This is a genomic window from uncultured Nostoc sp. (genome assembly GCF_964245445.1).
Lineage (GTDB): Bacteria > Cyanobacteriota > Cyanobacteriia > Cyanobacteriales > Nostocaceae > Nostoc.
Window position 1 is genome coordinate 27499 of sequence record NZ_CAXTNE010000006.1, and the last position, 22518, is coordinate 50016.

The following is a 22518-nucleotide window of genomic DNA, read 5'->3' on the forward strand; positions in this document are numbered from 1 at the left end:
AAATGAAGTATAAAAATTTATTGCAACAAACACAATATGACATCGAGCAGCCAAGAAATGCTAAACAAGAATTACCTTTTTGAATCTGAACAGGTATTACATGATGGGATAGAAGAGCAAGTAATGCAAATGTTTGCTTCATTCAATCAGGTAAACTCTATTGAAAAACAAATAGATGAAATAACTGATAATATTTCTCAAGATTTTTTAAGCAATATTGACTCTAATACCAACATTGATTTAGACTCACTATTAGAAAAGTTTTCTGATAGTAAAATTCCAGTTCAGCCCACTAATTTTGAGGGCTATCTTAAGTACATAGGCAATAATCTTGTTGCTCATTCAATACATACATCTTCGCCACGATTTATTGGTCACATGACCTCGGCACTTCCTAGTTTTGTACGCCCTTTGGCTAAACTCATGACGGCAATGAATCAAAACGCCGTCAAAATAGAGACAGCTAAAGCCCTCACCTTCTGTGAACGTGAGGCTTTGGCTATGTTGCATCGACAGATTTATAATTTCTCTGACGGTTTCTACACTCAACATATTCAAAATAACCTCAGTACACTAGGAATCTTAGTTTCTGGTGGAACAGTGGCGAATATCTCAGCACTTTGGTGCGCGCGAAATGCTTCACTAGGGCCAAAAGATGGATTTCTCGGCGTAGAAAAAGAAGGTTTAGCAGCTGCTCTAGATTTCTATGGCTACAAAGGAGCAGTAATTATTGGCTCTGACTTGATGCACTACTCTTTTGATAAAGCTGCGGATTTGATGGGCATTGGTACTCATAGTTTGATAAGAATTCCTGCTGACTGTAATAATCGAGTTAACTTACAAGCACTGCGCCAAACTGTTATAGACTGTCGTAACCAAAACTTACTAATTATCGCAATTGTAGGGGTTGCTGGCACGACAGATTCAGGTGGAGTTGATTCCCTTAAAGATATTGCGGAGATTGCACAAGAAGCCAATGCTCATTTTCACGTAGATGCTGCTTGGGGTGGCCCACTGATTTTTTCTGAACAATATCGGTATAAGCTTGCTGGTATAGAAAAAGCTGATTCAGTCACTATTGATGGACATAAACAACTGTATTTGCCAATGGGTATTGGTATGGTCTTTTTCCGCAACCCCTATCTAGCTTCTTCAATCGAAAAACAGGCTAGCTATACCATGCGTAAGGGATCGTTTGATTTAGGTAAACGTGCTTTAGAAGGTTCTCGGCCGGGCATGGCTTTATTTTTACACGCTGGTCTAAAACTAATTGGGCTTAAGGGATATGAGTTTTTAATTGATGAAGGAATCCGCAAAACTCAATACATGGCTGCTCGGATTTCGGCGATGCCTGAATTTGAATTGTTGGCAGAACCTGATACTAATTTGTTAATCTATCGCTATATTCCAGAGCAATTTAGAGGGCTGATTGCCAAAACACAGTTAACAGAAACAGATAATCAAATTATTAATGATTGTAATGAATATTTACAAAAGATGCAGCGTCATATCGGTCGCACTTTTATCTCACGAACAACGAAAATAACTATCAGCTTGGACAAAGAAATTCCTATAATTGCCATGCGTGCAGTAATTGCTAATCCATTAACGACTGAAGAAGATATTGAGGCTGTTTTAAATGACCAAATTCAGATTGCTTCTGAAATTTCACTTTCATATTGAACAACTTGCTATTAGACAAAAAATATTTATTATAATATTTTGACTTATGGATATAACCAATAATTCTATTCATAGCTTAAATGATAATGATCGAGATGAAATTGCTATTATTGGTATGGCAGGTCGTTTTCCGGGAGCAAATGAAATTGATAGCTTTTGGAAAAACCTGCAAGATGGCATAGAGTCAATTTCTTTTTTCACTAATGAAGAACTAATATCTGCTGGGGTAGATCGATCATTGCTTAACGAACCTAATTACGTGAAGGCAAGCGGTATATTAGAAGATATAGAGTTATTTGATGCTTCATTTTTTGGTTTTTCCCCCAGAGAAGCTGAACTTACAGACCCACAACACCGTCTTTTTATGGAAAGTGTTTGGGAAGCTTTAGAAAATGCTGGCTATAACTCGGAAACTTATAGCGGTCAAATAGGTCTTTTTGCTGGTCTTGCTGCCAGTTCCTACCTGCTATCAAACTTATATTCCCATCGGGATTTAATGGAATCAGAAGGCAGTATTACTATTGGGAATGATAAGGATTTTCTCTCAACACAAATTTCTTACAAATTAAACTTAACAGGGCCAAGTATCAATGTTCAGACAGCCTGTTCCACATCATTGGTTGCTGTCCACCTAGCTTGCCAAAGTTTACTAAATGGTGAAAGTGATATGGCTTTAGCAGGAGGTGTTAGCGTTGGAGTGCCGCAAAAAACTGGTTACCACTATCAACAAGGAGGAATTCATTCTCCTGATGGTCATTGTCGAGCTTTTGACGCTCAAGCGAAAGGAACTAATGGTGGCAGTGGTTTAGGTGTAGTAGTCTTGAAAAGATTAGAGGATGCTATTGCTGATGGTGATTTTATTTATGCAGTAATCAAGGGATCAGCTGTTAATAACGATGGCTCTTTAAAGGTTGGATATACAGCCCCTAGTGTTGATGGTCAAAGGAAAGTTATTTTAGAAGCTTTAGCTTTAGCTGGAGTCGAACCTGAGACTGTTTCTTATGTAGAAACGCACGGTACAGGAACTATCTTAGGAGACCCGATTGAAATTAAAGCTCTCACACAAGCTTTTCGTGCTAGCACAAATAAAAAAGGTTTTTGTGCTATTGGTTCAGTAAAGACCAATGTTGGACATTTGGATACAGCAGCTGGTGTAACAGGCTTAATTAAAACAGTCCTTGCATTAAAACATAAAAAAATACCTCCAAGTTTGCACTTTCGAGAGCCAAATCCACAGATAGACTTTGCCAATAGCCCCTTTTACGTCAATACCAAATTATCCGAGTGGAAAACTAACGGAACACCCCGCAGAGCAGGTGTGAGTTCTTTTGGTATTGGCGGGACTAATGCCCATGTTATTTTGGAAGAAGCTCCAGTAGAGACGCGCCAAGTTGCGTCTCTACACTCCCGTCCGTGGCAATTGTTGTTGCTCTCAGCCAAAACCAGCAAAGCTTTAGACACTGCAACAACACAACTGCGTGATTATTTAGAGCAAAACCCCGATATTCCCCTACAAGATATCGCTTACACCCTACAAGTAGGTCGTCGAGCTTTTGACTATCGCCGCATCGTGATTTGCCAAGACCCAAATGATGCAGTGAAATCGCTTAACAGCCAATACCCACAACGTACTTTTAGTCACCACCACAAGCCAGGTCACTGTCCAGTCATCTTAATGTTTTCAGGACAAGGGTCACAGTATGCAAACATGGGTCGGGAACTGTATGAAGTCGAACCGACGTTTAAAAAACATGTAGATACTTGCGCTGTGATTTTGCAATCTCATCTAGGTATTGATATCCGTTCCCTACTTTATCCCAGAGAAGAAGATACTCAAGCAGCTTGTTTGCAACTACAACAAACAGCCCTCACCCAAAGCGCGTTATTCGTTACAGAGTACGCCCTGACTCAGTTATTAATGTCTTGGGGTGTGCGACCAGAAGCAATGATTGGTCATAGTATTGGGGAATATGTCGCTGCAACCATTGCAGATGTATTTTCTCTAGAGGATGCCTTAAAAATTGTGGCAAAAAGAGGACAGTTGATGCAACAGTTGCCCTCTGGGAGTATGCTGGCAATCAGGCTGCCAGAAAAAGATGTGCAGTTGCTGCTGTCTGCACAAACGTTGTATAAAACATCTCTACAAATCGCAGCGATTAACAGCCCATCTTCTTGTGTAGTTTCCGGAACAAACGAAGCAGTTGCAGCCCTAGAAAAGCAATTATCCTCTCAAGAAGTTGAATGTCAGCTGTTACATACATCTCATGCGTTTCATTCTGTGATGATGGAGCCAATATTGTCAGCATTTATTCAGGCGATAAAAACAGTCAAACTGAATCCACCACGCATCCGTTTTATTTCTAATGTAACTGGTAGTTGGATTAGTAAAGAGCAAGCGACAAATCCCGATTATTGGTGTCAACATTTACGAGAAACTGTAAGATTTTCAGATGGGATATCCCAACTTATACAGGAATTTGAAGGTGTTTTTCTGGAGGTGGGACCAGGGCGAACTTTAAGTACATTAACGACACAGCATTTGGATGGAAATGCCAAGCAACAGGTATTGACTTCATTACGCCATGTTAAAGAACAGCAATCGGATGTTGCTTGGTTGTTGCAAACATTAGGTCGCTTGTGGCTTTCTGGTGTCGAAATAGATTGGTCGGGATTTTATACCCATGAGCAGCGTCATCGTTTGCCTTTGCCTACTTACCCCTTTGAACGACAAAGGTACTGGATTGAACCTAACAAGCAAGGACAAGATGAGCGTCACACTCCAGTATCACTGGGTAAAAAACCTGATATAGCCGACTGGTTTTATATCCCTTTTTGGAAGCCTTCTTTGCCCCCATTACAACTTGAACATCAAGAATTAGCATCTGAGAAGTCCTGTACTTTGGTGTTTATCGATGAGTGTGGCTTGGGTAGTAAATTGGTCAAACAATTAGAAACACAAAACCAGGATGTAATTACTGTAAAAGTTGGTGAGAGTTTTACCATACTAAGTGAATCTCAATATACTATCAATCCGAAAAATAATTATGACTACGATATTTTACTCCATGAGCTTTATAAGCAAAATAATTTGCCAAAAACGATTGTTCATTTATGGAATGTTACACCTAGTAGTGACGAAGAATTAGAAATTGAAAAAGTTGAAAAAGCTCAAACAATAGGATTTTACAGCCTGCTATATCTTGCTCAAGCTTTAGGAAAACTAGAAACTAGTAATGATTTTCAAATTACAGTTATTTCTAACGACCTACAGTCAGTAACGGGCAATGAAGTACTTTGTCCGGAGAAAGCTACTTTACTTGGGCCAATTAAAGTCATATCTCAAGAATATTCAAATATAAACTGTCGTAGTATTGATGTTATACTTGCAAAACAACGAAATTGGCAAGAAGAAAAACTTGTAGAACAATTGCTGGCGGAACTGATAGTTCCTGATTCGGAAAAACTCATTGCTTATCGAGGTTTGAACCGTTGGGTACAAACTTTTGAAGCTGTACGCTTCGATAAAGCTAAAATCGAAAAGCCTCGACTAAGAGAAAAAGGAGTCTATTTAATTACAGGTGGACTCGGAGGTATTGGACTTGTTTTGGCAAAATACTTGGCTCGAACTGTACAAGCAAAACTAGTATTGATAGGACGTTCTGGTTTACCCAAAAAAGACGAATGGTCTCAATGGCTTGCTACCCACGATGAAACTGATAGGACTAGCTACAAAATTCGCAAAGTTCAAGAAATCGAAGACTTAGGTGCAGAAGTTTTAGTGGTGAGTACTGATGTAAGCAACATCGAAAAAATGCAAAGTATCATTGCTCAAACTCAACAGCAATTTGGTCAGTTAAACGGTGTTATCCATGCAGCTGGAGTTCCTGGAAGCGGTGTTATTCAGCGAAAAACTCAAGCAGAAGCAGAAAGTATTCTGGCTCCGAAAGTCAAGGGTACAGTAGTTATTGATTCACTTGTCAAAGAGATTCAGTTAGATTTCTTTATTCTAGTATCATCAAGCACCTCAATTTTAGGGGATTTTGGACAAGTAGACTATTGTGGAGCAAATGCTTTTCTTGATACCTTTGCTCACCGTAATGCCTCAAAATATGATACATTTACTACAAGTATCAACTGGGATACTTGGCAAGAAGTTGGAATGGCTGTAAACACAGGAATTCCTCAACACCTCCAAGAATCACGAATAGAAGAGCTTAAACAAGGCATATTACCTAATGAGGGTGTAGAGGTTTTTCTACGTACTTTGGGAAGTACAATATCTCAAGTTGTAATATCTACCTCTGACTTCTTAAACAAACTCAAACATTATAATTCTTCCAAACAAATACAATCCCTAGAATTTTTAGAAACTGCCAATCTATCTAACTCAAAATATCCTCGACCGGAATTAAGTAATGATTATGTTGCTCCTCGAAATAAAATTGAGCAACAGCTATTTGAAATTTGGCAACAAATCCTTGGCATTGAAAGGATAGGAATCCATGATAATTTTTTTGAACTTGGTGGGGATTCGCTGATAGGTATTCAACTTATTGCAACATTAAATAAGGTATTTAATGTAAATATTTCTGTTGCCAAACTTTATGAATGTCCGAACATCAGTTCTATGGCAAAGATTTTTACCCCTGAAGAATCTCAGGAAAATACTTTTGAACAAAGACTAAGCCGAGGACAGAAAAGAAGACAGATGAAAATAAAAAGTAACTAAAATATGTTAGCTTCAGTTAATTTATCTAGATCGGGAAATTATGAATACCAATATAAAACAAGAACAAACAGCAAATATAGATATAGCAATAGTGGGAATGTCTGGTCGTTTTCCTGGAGCAAAAAATATTGATGATTTTTGGCATAATCTTCAAAATGGTGTTGAATCTATTTCATTTTTTTCCAATCATGACTTAGTAGATTTAAATATTGAAGAGGAAGTTTTAAACGAATTCAATTATGTTAAAGCAGCACCTGTATTAGAAGATATTGAGTATTTTGATGCTAGGTTCTTTGGTTGCAGCCCTAAAGAAGCTGAAGTAACGGACCCCCAACATCGCCTATTCATAGAATGTGCCTGGGAAGCTCTTGAAAATGCTGGATACGATCCAGAAACCTATGAAGGTTTGATTGGGGTTTACGCTGGCGTAAGTACAAATAGTTACTTTTTTCACAATATATATGAAAACGTTAATTTAATAAATATTTCCAATAACTATACTCTAAACAAAGACTTTTTGACGACCAATATATCGTATAAATTAAATTTAAAAGGGCCAAGTATAGGTATCCAAACTTACTGTTCTACTTCATTAGTTGCTGTACATTTAGCCTGCAAAAGTTTACTTGATGAAGAGTGTGATATTGCTTTAGCAGGTGGGGTTACGATTATAGTTCCACAAAAGTCAGGTTACTTATATGAAGAGGACGGAATTTTGTCTCCTGATGGTCATTGTCGAGCCTTTGATGCTAAAGCACAGGGTACTATTTTCGGCAGTGGACTGGGAATAGTCGTCTTAAAAAGATTAAAAGATGCAATAGCAGACAGAGATTACATTCATGCAGTTATTAAAGGTTCAGCAATCAACAATGATGGCTCTTTAAAAGTTAGCTATACAGCACCTAGTGTAAATGGCCAGGCTGAAGTTATTGTAGAGGCTCTGGCAAATGCCGGAATAGATGCTGATGATATTTCCTATATCGAAACTCATGGAACTGGAACAGCTGCTGGAGACCCAGTAGAAATTGCTGCGCTCACTAAAGCTTTTCGTGCTTTTACGCGAAGAAATGGCTTCTGCGCTGTAGGTTCAGTAAAACCAAATATTGGACATCTAGACACAGCATCTGGTGTTGCAAGTCTGATCAAAACTGTCCTAGCATTAAAATATAAACAAATACCTCCTAGTATAAATTTTGAAGCTCCCAATCCTGAGATTGATTTTGCCAACAGTCCCTTCTACGTTAATACTAAACTTACCGAGTGGAAAGCTAACAATACTCCCCGTAGAGCAGGAGTTAGTTCCTTAGGTTTTGGTGGAACTAATGCCCATCTGATTCTGGAAGAAGCCCCTTACATTAAATATTTTGATGACTCTAGACCTTGGCAATTGATATTATTATCAGCCAAAACTAGCACAGCCTTAGATACTGCGACTGAAAATTTGGTTACGTATTTAAAACAATATCCAGATATAAATTTAGCTAATGTTGCTCACACTCTAAAAGTGGGTCGTAGAGCTTTTAACCATCGCCGAATTTTGGTGTGTGAGAGTGTTCAAGATGCTGTAAACTTATTGGCAACACAGGCGCAGGAACGGATTTTTACTGTATGTCAAGAGCATAGAGAACAGCCAGTCATCTTGATGTTTTCAGGACAAGGGTCACAATATGCAAACATGGGTCGGGAACTGTATGAAGTCGAACCGACGTTTAAAAAACATGTAGATACTTGCGCTGTGATTTTGCAATCTCATCTAGGTATTGATATCCGTTCCCTACTTTATCCCAGAGAAGAAGATACTCAAGCAGCTTGTTTGCAACTACAACAAACAGCCCTCACCCAAAGCGCGTTATTCGTTACAGAGTACGCCCTGACTCAGTTATTAATGTCTTGGGGTGTGCGACCAGAAGCAATGATTGGTCATAGTATTGGGGAATATGTCGCTGCAACCATTGCAGATGTATTTTCTCTAGAGGATGCCTTAAAAATTGTGGCAAAAAGAGGACAGTTGATGCAACAGTTGCCCTCTGGGAGTATGCTGGCAATCAGGCTGCCAGAAAAAGATGTGCAGTTGCTGCTGTCTGCACAAACGTTGTATAAAACATCTCTACAAATCGCAGCGATTAACAGCCCATCTTCTTGTGTAGTTTCCGGAACAAACGAAGCAGTTGCAGCCCTAGAAAAGCAATTATCCTCTCAAGAAGTTGAATGTCAGCTGTTACATACATCTCATGCGTTTCATTCTGTGATGATGGAGCCAATATTGTCAGCATTTATTCAGGCGATAAAAACAGTCAAACTGAATCCACCACGCATCCGTTTTATTTCTAATGTAACTGGTAGTTGGATTAGTAAAGAGCAAGCGACAAATCCCGATTATTGGTGTCAACATTTACGAGAAACTGTAAGATTTTCAGATGGGATATCCCAACTTATACAGGAATTTGAAGGTGTTTTTCTGGAGGTGGGACCAGGGCGAACTTTAAGTACATTAACGACACAGCATTTGGATGGAAATGCCAAGCAACAGGTATTGACTTCATTACGCCATGTTAAAGAACAGCAATCGGATGTTGCTTGGTTGTTGCAAACATTAGGTCGCTTGTGGCTTTCTGGTGTCGAAATAGATTGGTCGGGATTTTATACCCATGAGCAGCGTCATCGTTTGCCTTTGCCTACTTACCCCTTTGAACGACAAAGGTACTGGATTGATGCGAAATCCCCATCCACTTCAGTAAATACAAAATTAATAACATTAGATCATAAACAAGATATTGCTGACTGGTTTTATATTCCTTCATGGAAGCGCTCTTTACTGCATAATTCATCCTCTTATTCAATAAAATCTGCACAACAAAAATGGCTATTTTTTGTGGATGATTTGGGAATGGCGAAAAAAGTAATTGGTGTGTTAAAAAATCAAAATAAAAATACTATTTTTGTTAAAAAAGGAGAGTATTTTAGTAAGTTAAGTGAGGGTATTTATACAATTAATCCATATATAAGTGAAGACTACAATACCTTACTAAAAGAATTAGTATTATCAGGTCAAACTCCAGAAAATATTGCTTATTTCTGGAGCGTAAGCTATGTTGAAACCCGTCAAAAATGGAATTATTTAGAATTAAACAGTTTACTATTTTTAATGCAGAGCCTTAGTAAGCTGAAAATTAGCGATCGCTTACAAGTTTTGGTTGTATCGAACAATATCCAAGAGGTTAATGGTAACGAAAAACTGGACACAGAGAAAGCAGCCATATTAGGTTTATGTAAAGTCATCCCTCAAGAGTATCCTAATATTACTTGTCGATGTATCGATATTGCTTTAACTAATCGCAAAGACGCAGAAAAAGGACAAGAAGATTGTGAGAGTAATATTATTGACCAACTTTTGGATGAGTTGACCTCTGTATCCTCAGACATGGTAGTTGCTTATCGCGATCGCTACCGTTGGGTACAAACGTTTGAGCCAGTTCGCTTAGAGTCAGTAGTTAACGAAAAAACACCATTGAGAAAACAAGGTGTTTACCTGTTTACTGGCGGTTTAGAAAGTATTGAAGTTGTGCTTGCAGAATATTTAGCAAAAACTTTTCAAGCAAAACTCATATTTATTGAGGATTTTAGCTTCCCAGAAAAAGACGATTTCTCGCAATGGCTGGAATCTCACACTCAAGAAGATGAAGTGAGTTGCAAAATTCAACAATTGCTTGTATTAGAAAAATTAGGTGCAAAAGTTTTGGTAATGCGTGCAGATACAACTAATTATGAGCAAATGTCTCAAAGTCTTGCATCTGAAAATATTAGACAAATTAATGGGGTCATTTATTCAACTGGAATAAAACGCGAAAATATATTTGGTTCCATTCCAGAAATTGGTAAAATAGAATTACAAAAACTTTTAGACTCCCAACTTTGTAAGATTACAGTATTAGAACAAGTCTTACAAAATATAAAATTAGATTTTTGTATTATTTTTTCTTCTTTATCTTCCATTTTAGGAGGATTTGGATTAGGCTTATATTCAGCAGCTAATCAATCCATTGACACCTTTACTAACCGACACAACAGGAATAATTCTTTTCCGTGGTATATTATAAATTGGGATAAATTACAACTGAATACTAACCAAGAAGAAACAACACTTGCTCAAGTATCTGGGTCAAAATTAGATATTACCCAAACAGAAACTGTAGAACTATTTAAACGAGTATTTTCTTTAAGAGAAGGAACTCAAATTATTCTTTCTAAAGTAGATATTAATATAAGAAAGAATCATATATTTAGCCTCAACTCTCTGGCAACTTCAACATCAACTAATCAATTAGATTTATCTTCACACTACTCTAGACCTAGCCTTAGTAATTCCTATGTTGCTCCGACAAATGAGTTGGAAAAACAAATTACAGAAATATGGCAAGAGGTACTTGGGATTGCAGAAATTGGTATTTACGATAACTTCTATGAGTTAGGAGGCGACTCACTGATTGCAACTCAATTAGTTTCTCGATTGCGAACCAAATTCCCTGTAGACTTACCACTACGTGATATTTTATTTGAAGCAATGATACCAGCCAAACAAGCAGAAATAGTTGAACAACTTCTGTTGGAAAAAATCGAAGAATTATCTGAAGAAGAAGCAGTTCTTTTGTTATCAGTTTTCCAAAATAGTTGATTTTAAATCTTATCTATAAATAGGAAAGGAAAAATAGTTTATGTCTTTAGCCAATAATGATGGAAATCATGATCCTATTGCTTCGGTATATAACGCTATAGGTGTCACTTCCGAGGCGGAAAGTATAGCACTAATTTTAGAACAATTAATGCTAAAACACCTCTCTAAAGGAACACATATTCTCGACATTGGTTGCGCTAACGGACAGTTAGTCCAACAGTTTCATATAAGAGGTTATCAAACAACTGGACTTGATTGTTCTGAAAAACTATTGCACCACGCCCAAATAAATGCACCTGAAAGTAAATTTATTCTTAGTGATATACGTAATTTTGAGTCGCTACCTACCTATGATGCAGTTTTTTCAAGAAACACTCTCGGCTTCATTCTAAACCTTGAAGAATTGACAACTGTCTTCCGAAACGTATATGCGGCGATGCATAATAATGGTATTTTTGTGTTCGCCATAGTAACTGGGGACAGTGTATTGCGTGATAGTTTTCTACAAGATTACAATATATGTGATGTCAATGATAAATATGTTTATGTTGAAAAAGGCAAATACAACCCAGAAGAAAGGATACGGGAACTCAAGTCCACCACGTTTGAATTGATAAATGGAATTTGGGAGCGTTCGGACAGTACTCTACTGGAAAAAAATTATTTCTCATCAGAAATTCAGTCGGCTTTAGAAAATGTGGGCTTTATAGAAATTAATCAGTATGATAGCAAAGATTTTGGAGACCCTACTCCAGCAGGTGAAGATTGCTTCGTTTGTCGAAAACCATCCCTGACGCCATAGTATAATTGCAGAGATTAGTGGCTAAGTCAAAATTAATTTTTTTGATGATAGGACTTGTCACTTAATAAGCTTTTGATAACAGTATAGTTATCTGAATCAAGAGTTTGGGAATGAGAATTTTTATTAAGCGGCAAGTCAAAATTTAGCTAAAAAACTAAAAATAATAAATATTAATAATTTCTTGGCAATGGATAAACAAGACTTTAATTTATCACCAGCGAAAAAAGCCCTTTTAGAAAAATGGAAGAGAGGAAATATTCAAGCTGATATTATCCCCAAACGTCAAGTATTTAAAAATATTCCCTTATCTTTTTCTCAACAAAGACTGTGGTTTATTGACCAGCTTTATCATGGGAGTTCTTTCTACAATATTCCCATCGCTTTTCATATCAAAGGACAGCTGAATATTAAAGTACTTCAGCAAAGTCTGAATGAAATTCTCAAACGTCATGAAGTTTGGCGCACAACTTTTAGCGTTGTAAATGGAGAGCCAGTACAGGAGATTGCACCCCAATTAACTTGGGATTTACCCATTATTAATCTTGAGCATTTGTCTGGTAAAGATTGGGAATCTGAGGTTAAACAACTTGTAGCAGAGTCAGCGAAAAAACCTTTTAATTTAGCTAAAGGACTTTTAGTCAGAGCAACTTTACTTCGCTTGAGTGAAGAAGAACACATTTTGCTTGTGACCATGCACCACATTATTACAGATGGATGGTCTTGTAGTGTGTTCCTGCGCGAGCTGTCAATGCTATACGCTGCTTTCTTGACAAATCAACCTTCTCCCTTACCCGAACTCCCCATTCAGTATGCAGATTTTGCAATTTGGCAACGCGATCGCATCCAAGGTGAATTCCTCGCAACCCAACTAAATTATTGGAAGCAACAACTCAAAGCTGAGTTACCTGTACTACAATTACCTACATACCGTCCGCGACCTAAGGTTACTACTTTCAGTGGTGCCAAGCAGTACTTTACATTCTCAAAAGCCCTAACTGACGTACTCAGACAATTAAGCCAGCGAGAAGACGCGACTTTATTTATGAGTTTGCTGGCAGCATTTAACATATTATTATATTGTTACACAGACCAAGAAGATATCTTAATTGGTTCTCCAATTGCCAACCGCAACCGCGCAGAATTAGAAGGGATGCTAGGTTTATTTGTTAATACTTTGGTGTTACGTAATAACCTCAGTGGTAATCCCAGTTTCCGCGAATTTTTACATCGAGTCCGTGAGGTGACTCTCGATGCTTATGCACATCAAGATTTGCCTTTTGAGATGCTTGTGGAAAAATTGCAACCCGAACGCCACTTAAGCCGAAATCCACTTTATGAAATCATGTTTGTCCTGCAAAATACTCCAACGTCTGTGCAGGAAGTGTCTGGATTAACCTTACGTACCTTGGAATTTGATAGTGGAACAGCTCAACTAGATATTTTCTTGTCGATATCTGAATCTCAAGAAGGGTTAACAGGGTCTTTGGAGTACAATACAGATATTTTTGATTCAACAATGATTACTCAATTTATCAACAATTTCCAAACATTGTTAGGGAATATTGTTGATAATCCAGAGCAGCGCATCAGTGAGTTGTCACTACTAACTGCTTCTGAGCAAGAACAACTATTATTTAAATTTAATCAAACTAGTGCTGATTATCCTCAAGATACATCTTTGCATCAATTATTTGAGCAACAAGTAGAATTAACACCTGATTCTTTAGCGTTAATTAGCCAGTCTGAGAAACTGACTTATCGTCAACTTAACCACAAAGTTAATCAACTTGCACATTATCTACAAAAACAGGGTGTAACAAAAGAAACGCTGGTTGCCCTATGTGTGGAACGCTCCATAGAGATAGTGACAGGAATTTTAGCTATTCTTAAAGCTGGTGGTGCATACATTCCCCTCGATCCAAGTTATCCAGTGGAACGCCTGAATTTCATGCTCTCTGATTCCCAAGCATCGCTGTTAATTACCAAGCAAGAGATATTAGAAAAACTATCATTATCTTCGGCTAAAACCGTTTGTTTAGATATCCAAAAAGATGAAATCGCTCAAGAAAGTTCGGAAAATCCCATTAACATTTATTTATTTGATAATCTCGATAATCTCGCCTATATTATCTACACTTCTGGCTCAACTGGAACACCTAAAGGCGTTCTTGGCACTCATCGCGGTACAGTCAACGGCTTACACTGGTTATGGAAAACCTATCCTTTTACGCAAGGAGAAGTTTGTTGTCAAAAAACAGCTACTAGTTTTGTAGATTCTGTATGGGAAATTTTTGCTCCTTTACTTCAAGGAATTCCTACAGTAATTATCAGCAATGCAACTATACTAGACCCGCAACTATTTATAGAAGCTCTGGCACATCACAAAGTAAGCCGTATTATACTTGTACCTTCACTACTAGGCTTACTTGTTGATAATTACAGTCATTTGACCAAAAAATTATCGCAGCTAAAACTTTGGATAACTAGCGGGGAAACACTATCTATTAACTTAGCTAAAACTTTTCGAGAATTAATGCCATTTGTAAAATTAATTAACTTTTATGGCTCCTCAGAAGTTTCCGCCAACGCTACTTACTATGATACTAGTTTATTACAAGAGCAAGCCAGCAGTGTCCCTATCGGTAGTGCTATTGACAATACTCAAATTTATGTGTTGAATCGTGATTTAAAATTAACACCTATAGGAGTGATTGCAGAACTTTATATTGGTGGTGATGGATTGGCGAAGGGTTATTTACATCGTCCGGAATTAACTCAAGAAAAATTTATTGATAACCCCTTTGTTCCTGGAACCAAGCTTTACAAAACAGGCGATTTTGTGCGTCATCTAAACGATGGTAGTCTAGAGTATTTGGGTCGTCAGGATGAACAAGTAAAAATTAGAGGTTTTCGAGTAGAATTGGATGAAATTACGGCTGCGATCGCCCAACATCCAGATGTACAAGAATCTGTTGTCATTGCCAGCAATGATGCTCAAGAAAATCAGCGTTTGATTGCCTATGTCGTCACAAATAAACAGGATTTAACTACACAACTTTTGTCCTATTTGCAGCATCAATTGCCTAATTACATGCTGCCATCTGCTTTCGTTGTGCTGGATAAGCTCCCACTTACACCTAATGGCAAAGTAGATAAGCGTTCTCTGCCAATTGATGAAGTTATCCGATCAACTACTATCCAATCATTTGTTGCTCCTCGGAATTTTACAGAATTATCATTAGTAAAACTTTGGGAAAATCTCCTAAATACTAACCCTATTGGGGTAACAGATAACTTCTTCGACTTGGGTGGTCACTCGTTTTTAGCTGTACGCTTAATGGCTCAAATTCATGACAGATTCGAGCATAATCTTCCCTTGTCTACTCTTTTTGAAAACCCGACAATTGAAAAACTAGCAAGCATTGTCAGTCAGCCAGCCCGTCAGAGTTCTAATTCTCCTCTAGTAGCAATTAATTCTTCTGGTTCTAAGATACCTTTTTTCTGTATGCATGGTGCTGGTGGAGGTATTAGTCACTATTTTAATTTATCCCGAAGACTTGGTGAAGATTATCAATTTTACGCTTTGGAAGATACCTTAGAACAAGACAAACCAGAAATTATTTCAGTAGAAGAGACAGCAACTCGCTACCTCCAAGAAATTCGTAAAATACAACCAAATGGCCCTTATCTTTTAGGTGGTCATTGTTATGGCGGTGTACTTGCTTTTGAAATAGCGCAACAATTACAAAATAAGGGTCAAACAGTAAGTTTATTAGTTGTCATCGATGCCATACTATCAGAAACACCCATTGAATCTACAGACGATGACGATGCAAAATTTTTACTCCGCATCGCTGAATCAATAAAAACCGATAATAATATAGACTTTGTAGTACCTTTTGAAGAACTTCGAGATTTGCCATTAAATCAGCAACTTCATTTTATTAATCAAAAAGCAAAGTTCATCTTTAGCGATACAGAAATTAACGATTTTCTTCACCATTACAATCTGTTTAAAGCTCATGTCCAAGCTATGCGAGGTTATATTCCGCAGATTTATCCAAAAAAAATGACTTTATTCCGAGCAAAGGAGGAAATAATCCATGATTTTGAAAGCCCTGAATGGAATACCGACGATCCATTTCTAGGTTGGGAGAAATTTTCAAATCAACCTATACAAATAATTGAAATTCCAGGCGACCATTTTTCAATTTTCGTAGAACCTTATATTGAAGAATTAGCTAAACGTTTGAAAATTTGTATCGATCATGCTGTGTGCGATCTAAATAATTAATGGGAGTGAAAAAAGCTGATGAAACTACCTCCAGGACCGAAAACTCCTTCTTGGTTGATAGCTCTACAATTTAAGGCTGATCCCTTTGGCTATATGGATACTATTTCCAAACGTTATGGTGATATTGTCACTTTAATGTTTGGCTTTACACCAAGAATTTATATCAGTAATCCTTCAGCAATAAAGGAGATTTTTACAAATACCAAGGAAATTGTAGCTGGGGGTGAGTTGAACCCGGAGTTCGTCTTGATGACAGGAAATCAAGGAGTTCTCCAACTTGATGGTTTAATTCACAAAAATCGACGCAAACTGTTAATGCAGAGTTTTCATGGAGCGCGGATGCAAGCCTGTGGGCAACGTATATGCGAACTTACAGAAAAAATTATCAGTCAACAGGCAGTCGCAAAGCATTTTGTTGCATACCCAATAATTGAAGATATTACCTTGCGAGTGGGTATAGAAGTTGTAATGGGTTTATATAGAGGAGAGCGCTATGACAAAATTAAGCATTTATTTGTGTCTGCACTTAGACATGGAGAATCTCCAGTAAATAAGATTCTTAGCAATATTTTTGGAGAAAGAGATTTAGGTCGATGGAGTCCATATGGTTCTCTCCTTCACCTTCGACAACAACTTTTTCAATTGCTATTGAGTGAGGTGGAAGAACGTCGCAAGCAAGCAGATTTTTCACGCGTTGATATGATTAGCGATCTGATATTTGCTAAAGATGAAACAGGTCAACCACTAAGTAATGAAGAAGTACGCGACCTCTTATTATCGCCTATATTTGCAGCTGGTGATGCTTCCGGAACTGCGATCGCTTGGTCTTTGTACTGGATTCACCGTTTACCTTATATTCATCATCGCCTGCTATCAGAACTAGACAGCCTTGGTGAAAACCCAGATCCCATGAGCATTGTTGCACTACCCTACCTCAGCGCAGTTTGTAATGAAGCCTTACGAATTTACCCAACTCAGTTGTTTACATTTCCCAGGCTGGTAGAGTCTCCAGTCGAGGTGATGGGTTACAAGTTGAATCCTGGTACAATAGTTATTGGTAATATTTATTCCACTCATCAACGCGAAGATTTATACCTTAATCCAAAAGAATTTCAGCCAGAGCGCTTTTTAGAAAAACAATTTTCTCCCTACGAATTTTTCCCATTTGGTGGCGGCTCTCGGGTTTGTATTGGCGGGACTTTTGCTCTATTTGAAATGAAACTTATATTAGCAACTATTCTTTCCCGTTATGAATTAGAGCTAGTTAGTCAGCGCCCAGAACGTCCCAAATTTGGAGGTCTAATTTGTTACCCAGCTAGCGGCGTCAAGATGGCCGTGCGTGGTCTGCGTCAACATTAACGACAGTCATAGCCATCGATTGCTGACTTAGTTTAAAACCTATCTTAAAACCTATCAATTATTTAACATTTCTCAGAAAAATACCAATGAAACTACCTGATGGCCCAAAAACTTCTCGCCGATTACTCAGTCAATTTGAGACTGATCCCCTTACCTTCATGGATACTATGGGCGATCGCTATGGCGACATTTTCACTATTATGGCTGATTCAATACCTCTAGTAATAATCAGCAACCCAGAAGGGATGAAGCAGATTTTTACTAATGCAAAAGAGATTACAGCTTCTGGTAAGTTGAATCAAGGTGGAGAATCAATTGTCGGCAAGAATGGGTTGCTTGCACTAGATGGGTTGCGTCACAGAAATCGCCGTAAGTTGTTGATGTCACCGATGCGCGAAACTCAGACACAAGAATATGGACAGCATATTTGTAGAGTCACAGAAAAAGTTATGAATCAACTGACTTTAGGTAAATCTTTTCTTGCTTATCCCACTATGCAAAAGATTACCCTAGAAGTAGTTTTGCCATCATTATTTGGGTTACATCAAGGAGAGCGTTACGAACAATTTCGACAACTGTTTTCTAATCTAATAAGTTACGCTCGGTCTCGCTGGCTGGACATCTCTCTGTCCTATCCTTTTCTAAAGAGGGATTTGGGTCCCTGGAGTCCTTGGGGATACTGGCTTCACTTACAACGACAATTTGACAAACTGCTCCACATCGAAATTGAAGAGCGTCACCAACAAGTAAATGCTTTGCGTACCGATGTATTATCAGAACTGGTATTTGCTTACGATGAAACTGGTCAAGCAATGACCTATGAATATATACGAGATTTGTTTCCATCATTGCTATTTGGTGGTCAAGATGCGTCAGCCACTGCTATAAGTTGGTCTTTGTACTGGATTCATAGTACACCTGGTGTTCGCGATCGCTTATTAGAAGAACTTGACAGTCTTGGTGAATCCCTAGAACCTGGGAAGATTATTGCATTACCTTACTTAAATGCTGTTTGTAATGAATCCCTACGAATTTATCCAACTCAGGTTGTGACATTTCCACGACTTGTAGAATTACCAATTGAAGTCATGGACTACAAATTAGACCCAGGTACCGTAGTAAGAGGATGTATATACTTAACTCATCAACGAGAGGATTTATATCCACAACCAAAGCAATTCAGACCAGAGCGCTTTCTAGAAAAAGAATATTCTCCCTATGAGTTTCTACCATTTGGTGGTGGCGCTCGTCGCTGTCCAGGTGAGTTATTAGCACTTTTTGAAATGAAACTGGTATTAGCAACAATTCTCTCACGCTATCAATTAGCGTTAGCAGATAAAAGAGTAGAGAAACCTAAGGCTAGGGGCGTTAACTATCCTCCTGCTAGTGGCTTGAAGATGGTAATGCTTGGGTCACGGTAATAAGTAAATAAATTAAAAATGACTTCACAAAACCAATCTAAAATAAAAAAGGAGATCCTTCAAGGTAACATCTTAAAACTGATGTTCAAGTTATCAGCCCCTGGCATTCTAGTAATGCTGCTGATTAATATGAATGCTTTTATTGATGCTCTATTTGCTGGGCAGTTTATAGGAGAAACAGCAATTGCTGGCATATCTTTATCTCTACCACTTACTGCTATCATCGATGGTTTTGCTTACTTAGTTGGAACAGGTTCAGCTTCTGTCCTGAGCCAAGCTATTGGTGCTGGAGATATAAAAACTCAGTCCAAAATATTTGGCAATTTAATTATAATGGGTATTTTTATATCCTTTTTTATTACTATAATTGGCTACAGTTTTAGTGAAGAATTAATTAAATTAATGGGAGGAAGTGGTCAAGTAGCTTTTGTCGGTTCTGAATACTTTAAAACTTATATGCTAGGCGCAGTATTTTATATTTTAGCAGTAGCTTCCAACCAACTTATTAAGTCAGAAGGTAAAGTTAGATTAGCTATGACTTTTGCAGGTATTTATGTCATTATTAATATAATTTTAAATCCTATATTTGTTGTAGTTTTTCATTGGGGTATCCGGGGAATTGCTCTTGCTACTGTTATTGCTATGATAGTATTTTGTATAATAAACTTTATATACTTCTTATCTGGTAAAAGTTCTATTCCAGTGAATCCTAGAAAGCTGGCTCTAGCAATAAATTTACTTCCGAGAATTTTATCAGTGGGAATGTCAGCATTACTCGCTAATGTTATGGAATTAGTTCAAAATTTTGTTGTTTTTAAATCTATCTCCTATTACGGAACAAATAGTGATATTGCTTTCTACGGAGCAACTATAAGATTGACTTTATTAGCATTCATTCCTTTAAATGGATTTGTGCAAGCATTACAACCAGTGATTGGCATAAATTATGGAGCCAAAAATTATGATAGACTGAAAAAAGCTTATTTTACTTTTATTATTTCTGTGACTGCTTTAGCTGTGTTATTTTGGTTGCCAATGCAATTATCACCAGAAATATTTTTAAGTTGGCTATTGCCAAATTCGACTTTCACAAACAATGATTTACTCAATTTTCGCGTTTTGAGTTTATTAATACCAACAATAGCTTTTGTTCCCTTTGGTTCAGTTTTATTTCAGTCTATAGGAAAGGGTAAAACTGTTTCTATAATAATTATTTTAAATAATCTAGTTTTATTTATTCCATTAGTGGTTATTTTATCAAATTTACTAGGTGTTAGTGGTGTATATTATGGAATAGCTATAACAGACTTTTTACTGATGATTATTGCACTTCTGTTAACATTTATTGAATTCAAAAAAATGAATATAAATCATCTCAAAGATAATCATTATTAAACTATCAATATAATTCCAATTGTATTCATTTTAAATTGTAGTTCTCACACATGCATATTTATTCACTATAAAGGTCACAAAAATGCCTCTAAAACATAAAGGTGCTATCGTAATTACAGGAGCATCAACAGGTGTAGGCAGAGCAGCAGCTCTTATGCTTGACAAAAAAGGATATCGAGTGTTTGCATCAGTCCGTAAAGAAAAAGATGCTGAATCTCTCAAGAGTGATTCCTCCGAGAATTTGACACCGATTTTCATGGATATTACAAAAGCAGAAGAAATCAAATCTGCCGCAGATATTGTTTCAAAATCTATTCCTGATGAAGGATTAGTAGGATTAGTAAATAATGCTGGTCTGTTAGTTGATGGGCCACTGGAGTTTATTTCGCTTGATGATCTGAGATGGCAATTTGAAGTCAATGTTTTTGGGCAAATAGCAGTGACGCAGGAATTTTTACCGTTAATCCGAAAAGTTAAAGGTCGGATTATTAATATTGGCTCTATCGGAGGAGTAATTTCTGGACCATATATCTCTGCTTTGTGTGCTTCCAAGTTTGCGTTAGAGGCATTTACCGATGCTCTGAGAATAGAATTACATCCTTGGGGAATCGAAGTTATCTTAATTGAACCAGGCTCAATTGCATCTGCGGCTCCGGATAAAGTAGAAGAAAGCTTTAGAAAAAATTTTGCCAATATGTCACCTGATGCTAAAGCAATGTATGGAGATACATATAAACTTTTTGTAGAAGATTTAATTCAATCAAATCGTGAAGGGATGCCGCCGGAACAAGTTGCAGATGCAATTATAAAGGCTTTAGAAGTCAGGAAGCCTAAAACACGTTATTTCTTATCTAAGGGGCAGCTAGGTTTAATGCTTGAACTAGTGCTGAAAAAATTTACACCAGACCGTAGTTATGATGCAATGATTATAAAAAGTTTGAATTTAAAACATCAGATTTGAATTCATTATTGTGCATTTTATCCGGTTGAATACTCAAATCATAAGTATATCACTGGAATATTACAGACAATCAACACTTAGTTAATTCACTTCAAAATCATGATTTCATCTGATTCAAAACCTAATAATACAGACTTTCAAATCAGTCCGATAGAATGGGTACATGCTTACTGGGTTTCACGGTGTATCTATGTCGTCGCTAAACTTGGTATTGCTGATTTGCTAAAGGATGGTTCTCAACATTGCGATATTTTAGCTGCTGCAACAAATACGCATAGTGATTCTCTATATCGAGTTTTGCGGGCGATCGCCAGTATCGGAATTTTTGCGGAGACACAAACTCGATGCTTTGAGCTAACACCATTGGCAGATTGTTTACAAAGCAACGTTCCTGACTCAATTCGTGCTATGGCTATTTTCCGAGGTGAAGAGCATTACTATAAATCCTGGGGAAATTTAATGTATTGCTTACAAACTGGTAAAAGTGCCTTTGAAGATTTGTATGGTATGGATTTGTTTGAATACAATGAACAGAATTCCAGCCGAGGAGAAATCTTCGACCAGGCTATGACTTCATCAAAAGATTCTTATACCGAACACCTGGAAGCTTATGATTTTTCGTCAATTAATAAGCTAATAGACGTTGGTGGTGGTAAAGGGAGCTTTTTAGCTGCTGTACTCGAAGCTAATCCTACTATGATAGGAGTATTGTTCGATCAGGCAGAAGTGATTAATAGAGCCAAGGATTCACAAGAAATAGCATCCGTTATTAGTCGTTGTCAGCTTGTAGGAGGTAGCTTTTTTGAAGCTCTGCCACAAGGAGGAGATGCTTATGTTCTTAAACATATTATTCAGGACTGGGATGACGAGCGATCGCTTGCTATTCTTCAACGTTGTCATCAAGCCATGATAGAGCAAGGACGGGTTTTAGTGATAGACTACGTACTTCCTCCTGCTAACGAGTTTTCAGGAAGCAAGTTTATAGATGTCAACATGTTAGTAATGTGTCCAGGTGGACGTATTCGTACTGAAGCTGAGTTTGAAGATTTATTTAAATCAGCAGGTTTCAAACTTACTAAAATTTATCCAACACAATCGGATGTTAGTATTATTGAAGGAGTTAAAATAGATATCAATTAATAATGAAGAATGCTGAGTTAAAAGTGCTGAATTCTGAGTTGAAAGACAACCCATAAACAGAA

General features: G+C 37.4%; 10 protein-coding genes. All 10 read left to right on the forward strand.

Going from position 1 to position 22518, the window contains the following annotated elements; translation table 11 throughout:
• Nucleotides 1-36: 36 nt before the first annotated feature.
• On the forward strand, nt 37-1683 hold the full coding sequence (gene panP, locus ACFE90_RS02065) for a pyridoxal-dependent aspartate 1-decarboxylase PanP (protein ID WP_375497269.1): 1647 nt from the start codon (nt 37-39) through the stop codon (nt 1681-1683).
• Nucleotides 1684-1729: 46 nt separating this feature from the next.
• Nucleotides 1730-6412 carry an SDR family NAD(P)-dependent oxidoreductase gene (locus ACFE90_RS02070; protein WP_375497271.1) on the forward strand — a complete coding sequence of 1561 codons (4683 nt, stop codon included), beginning with the start codon at nt 1730-1732 and terminating at the stop codon, nt 6410-6412.
• A gap of 40 nt (nt 6413-6452) precedes the next feature.
• The gene (locus tag ACFE90_RS02075) at nt 6453-11084 is read left to right on the forward strand and encodes a beta-ketoacyl synthase N-terminal-like domain-containing protein (RefSeq protein WP_375497273.1); all 4632 of its coding nucleotides are present in this window, start codon (nt 6453-6455) and stop codon (nt 11082-11084) included.
• Between the two features lie 40 nt (nt 11085-11124).
• Nucleotides 11125-11886: a class I SAM-dependent DNA methyltransferase gene (locus ACFE90_RS02080; protein WP_375497275.1), complete on the forward strand. Its 762-nt coding sequence runs from the start codon at nt 11125-11127 to the stop codon at nt 11884-11886.
• A gap of 187 nt (nt 11887-12073) precedes the next feature.
• Nucleotides 12074-16180, forward strand: coding sequence for an amino acid adenylation domain-containing protein (locus ACFE90_RS02085; protein WP_375497277.1), 4107 nt, complete (start codon nt 12074-12076; stop codon nt 16178-16180).
• An 18-nt stretch (nt 16181-16198) separates the two neighbouring features.
• Nucleotides 16199-17539, forward strand: coding sequence for a cytochrome P450 (locus ACFE90_RS02090; protein WP_375497279.1), 1341 nt, complete (start codon nt 16199-16201; stop codon nt 17537-17539).
• A gap of 86 nt (nt 17540-17625) precedes the next feature.
• Nucleotides 17626-18960 (forward strand): cytochrome P450, encoded by a 1335-nt coding sequence (locus tag ACFE90_RS02095; protein ID WP_375497281.1) that lies wholly within the window; start codon nt 17626-17628, stop codon nt 18958-18960.
• An 18-nt stretch (nt 18961-18978) separates the two neighbouring features.
• On the forward strand, nt 18979-20355 hold the full coding sequence (locus tag ACFE90_RS02100; RefSeq protein WP_375497283.1) for an MATE family efflux transporter: 1377 nt from the start codon (nt 18979-18981) through the stop codon (nt 20353-20355).
• An 82-nt stretch (nt 20356-20437) separates the two neighbouring features.
• Nucleotides 20438-21316, forward strand: a complete 879-nt coding sequence (locus tag ACFE90_RS02105; protein ID WP_375497285.1) for an SDR family oxidoreductase — start codon at nt 20438-20440, stop codon at nt 21314-21316.
• Between the two features lie 99 nt (nt 21317-21415).
• Entirely contained in the window at nt 21416-22456 is a 1041-nt protein-coding gene (locus ACFE90_RS02110) for a methyltransferase (RefSeq protein ID WP_375497287.1), read from the forward strand.
• Nucleotides 22457-22518 lie beyond the last annotated feature (62 nt).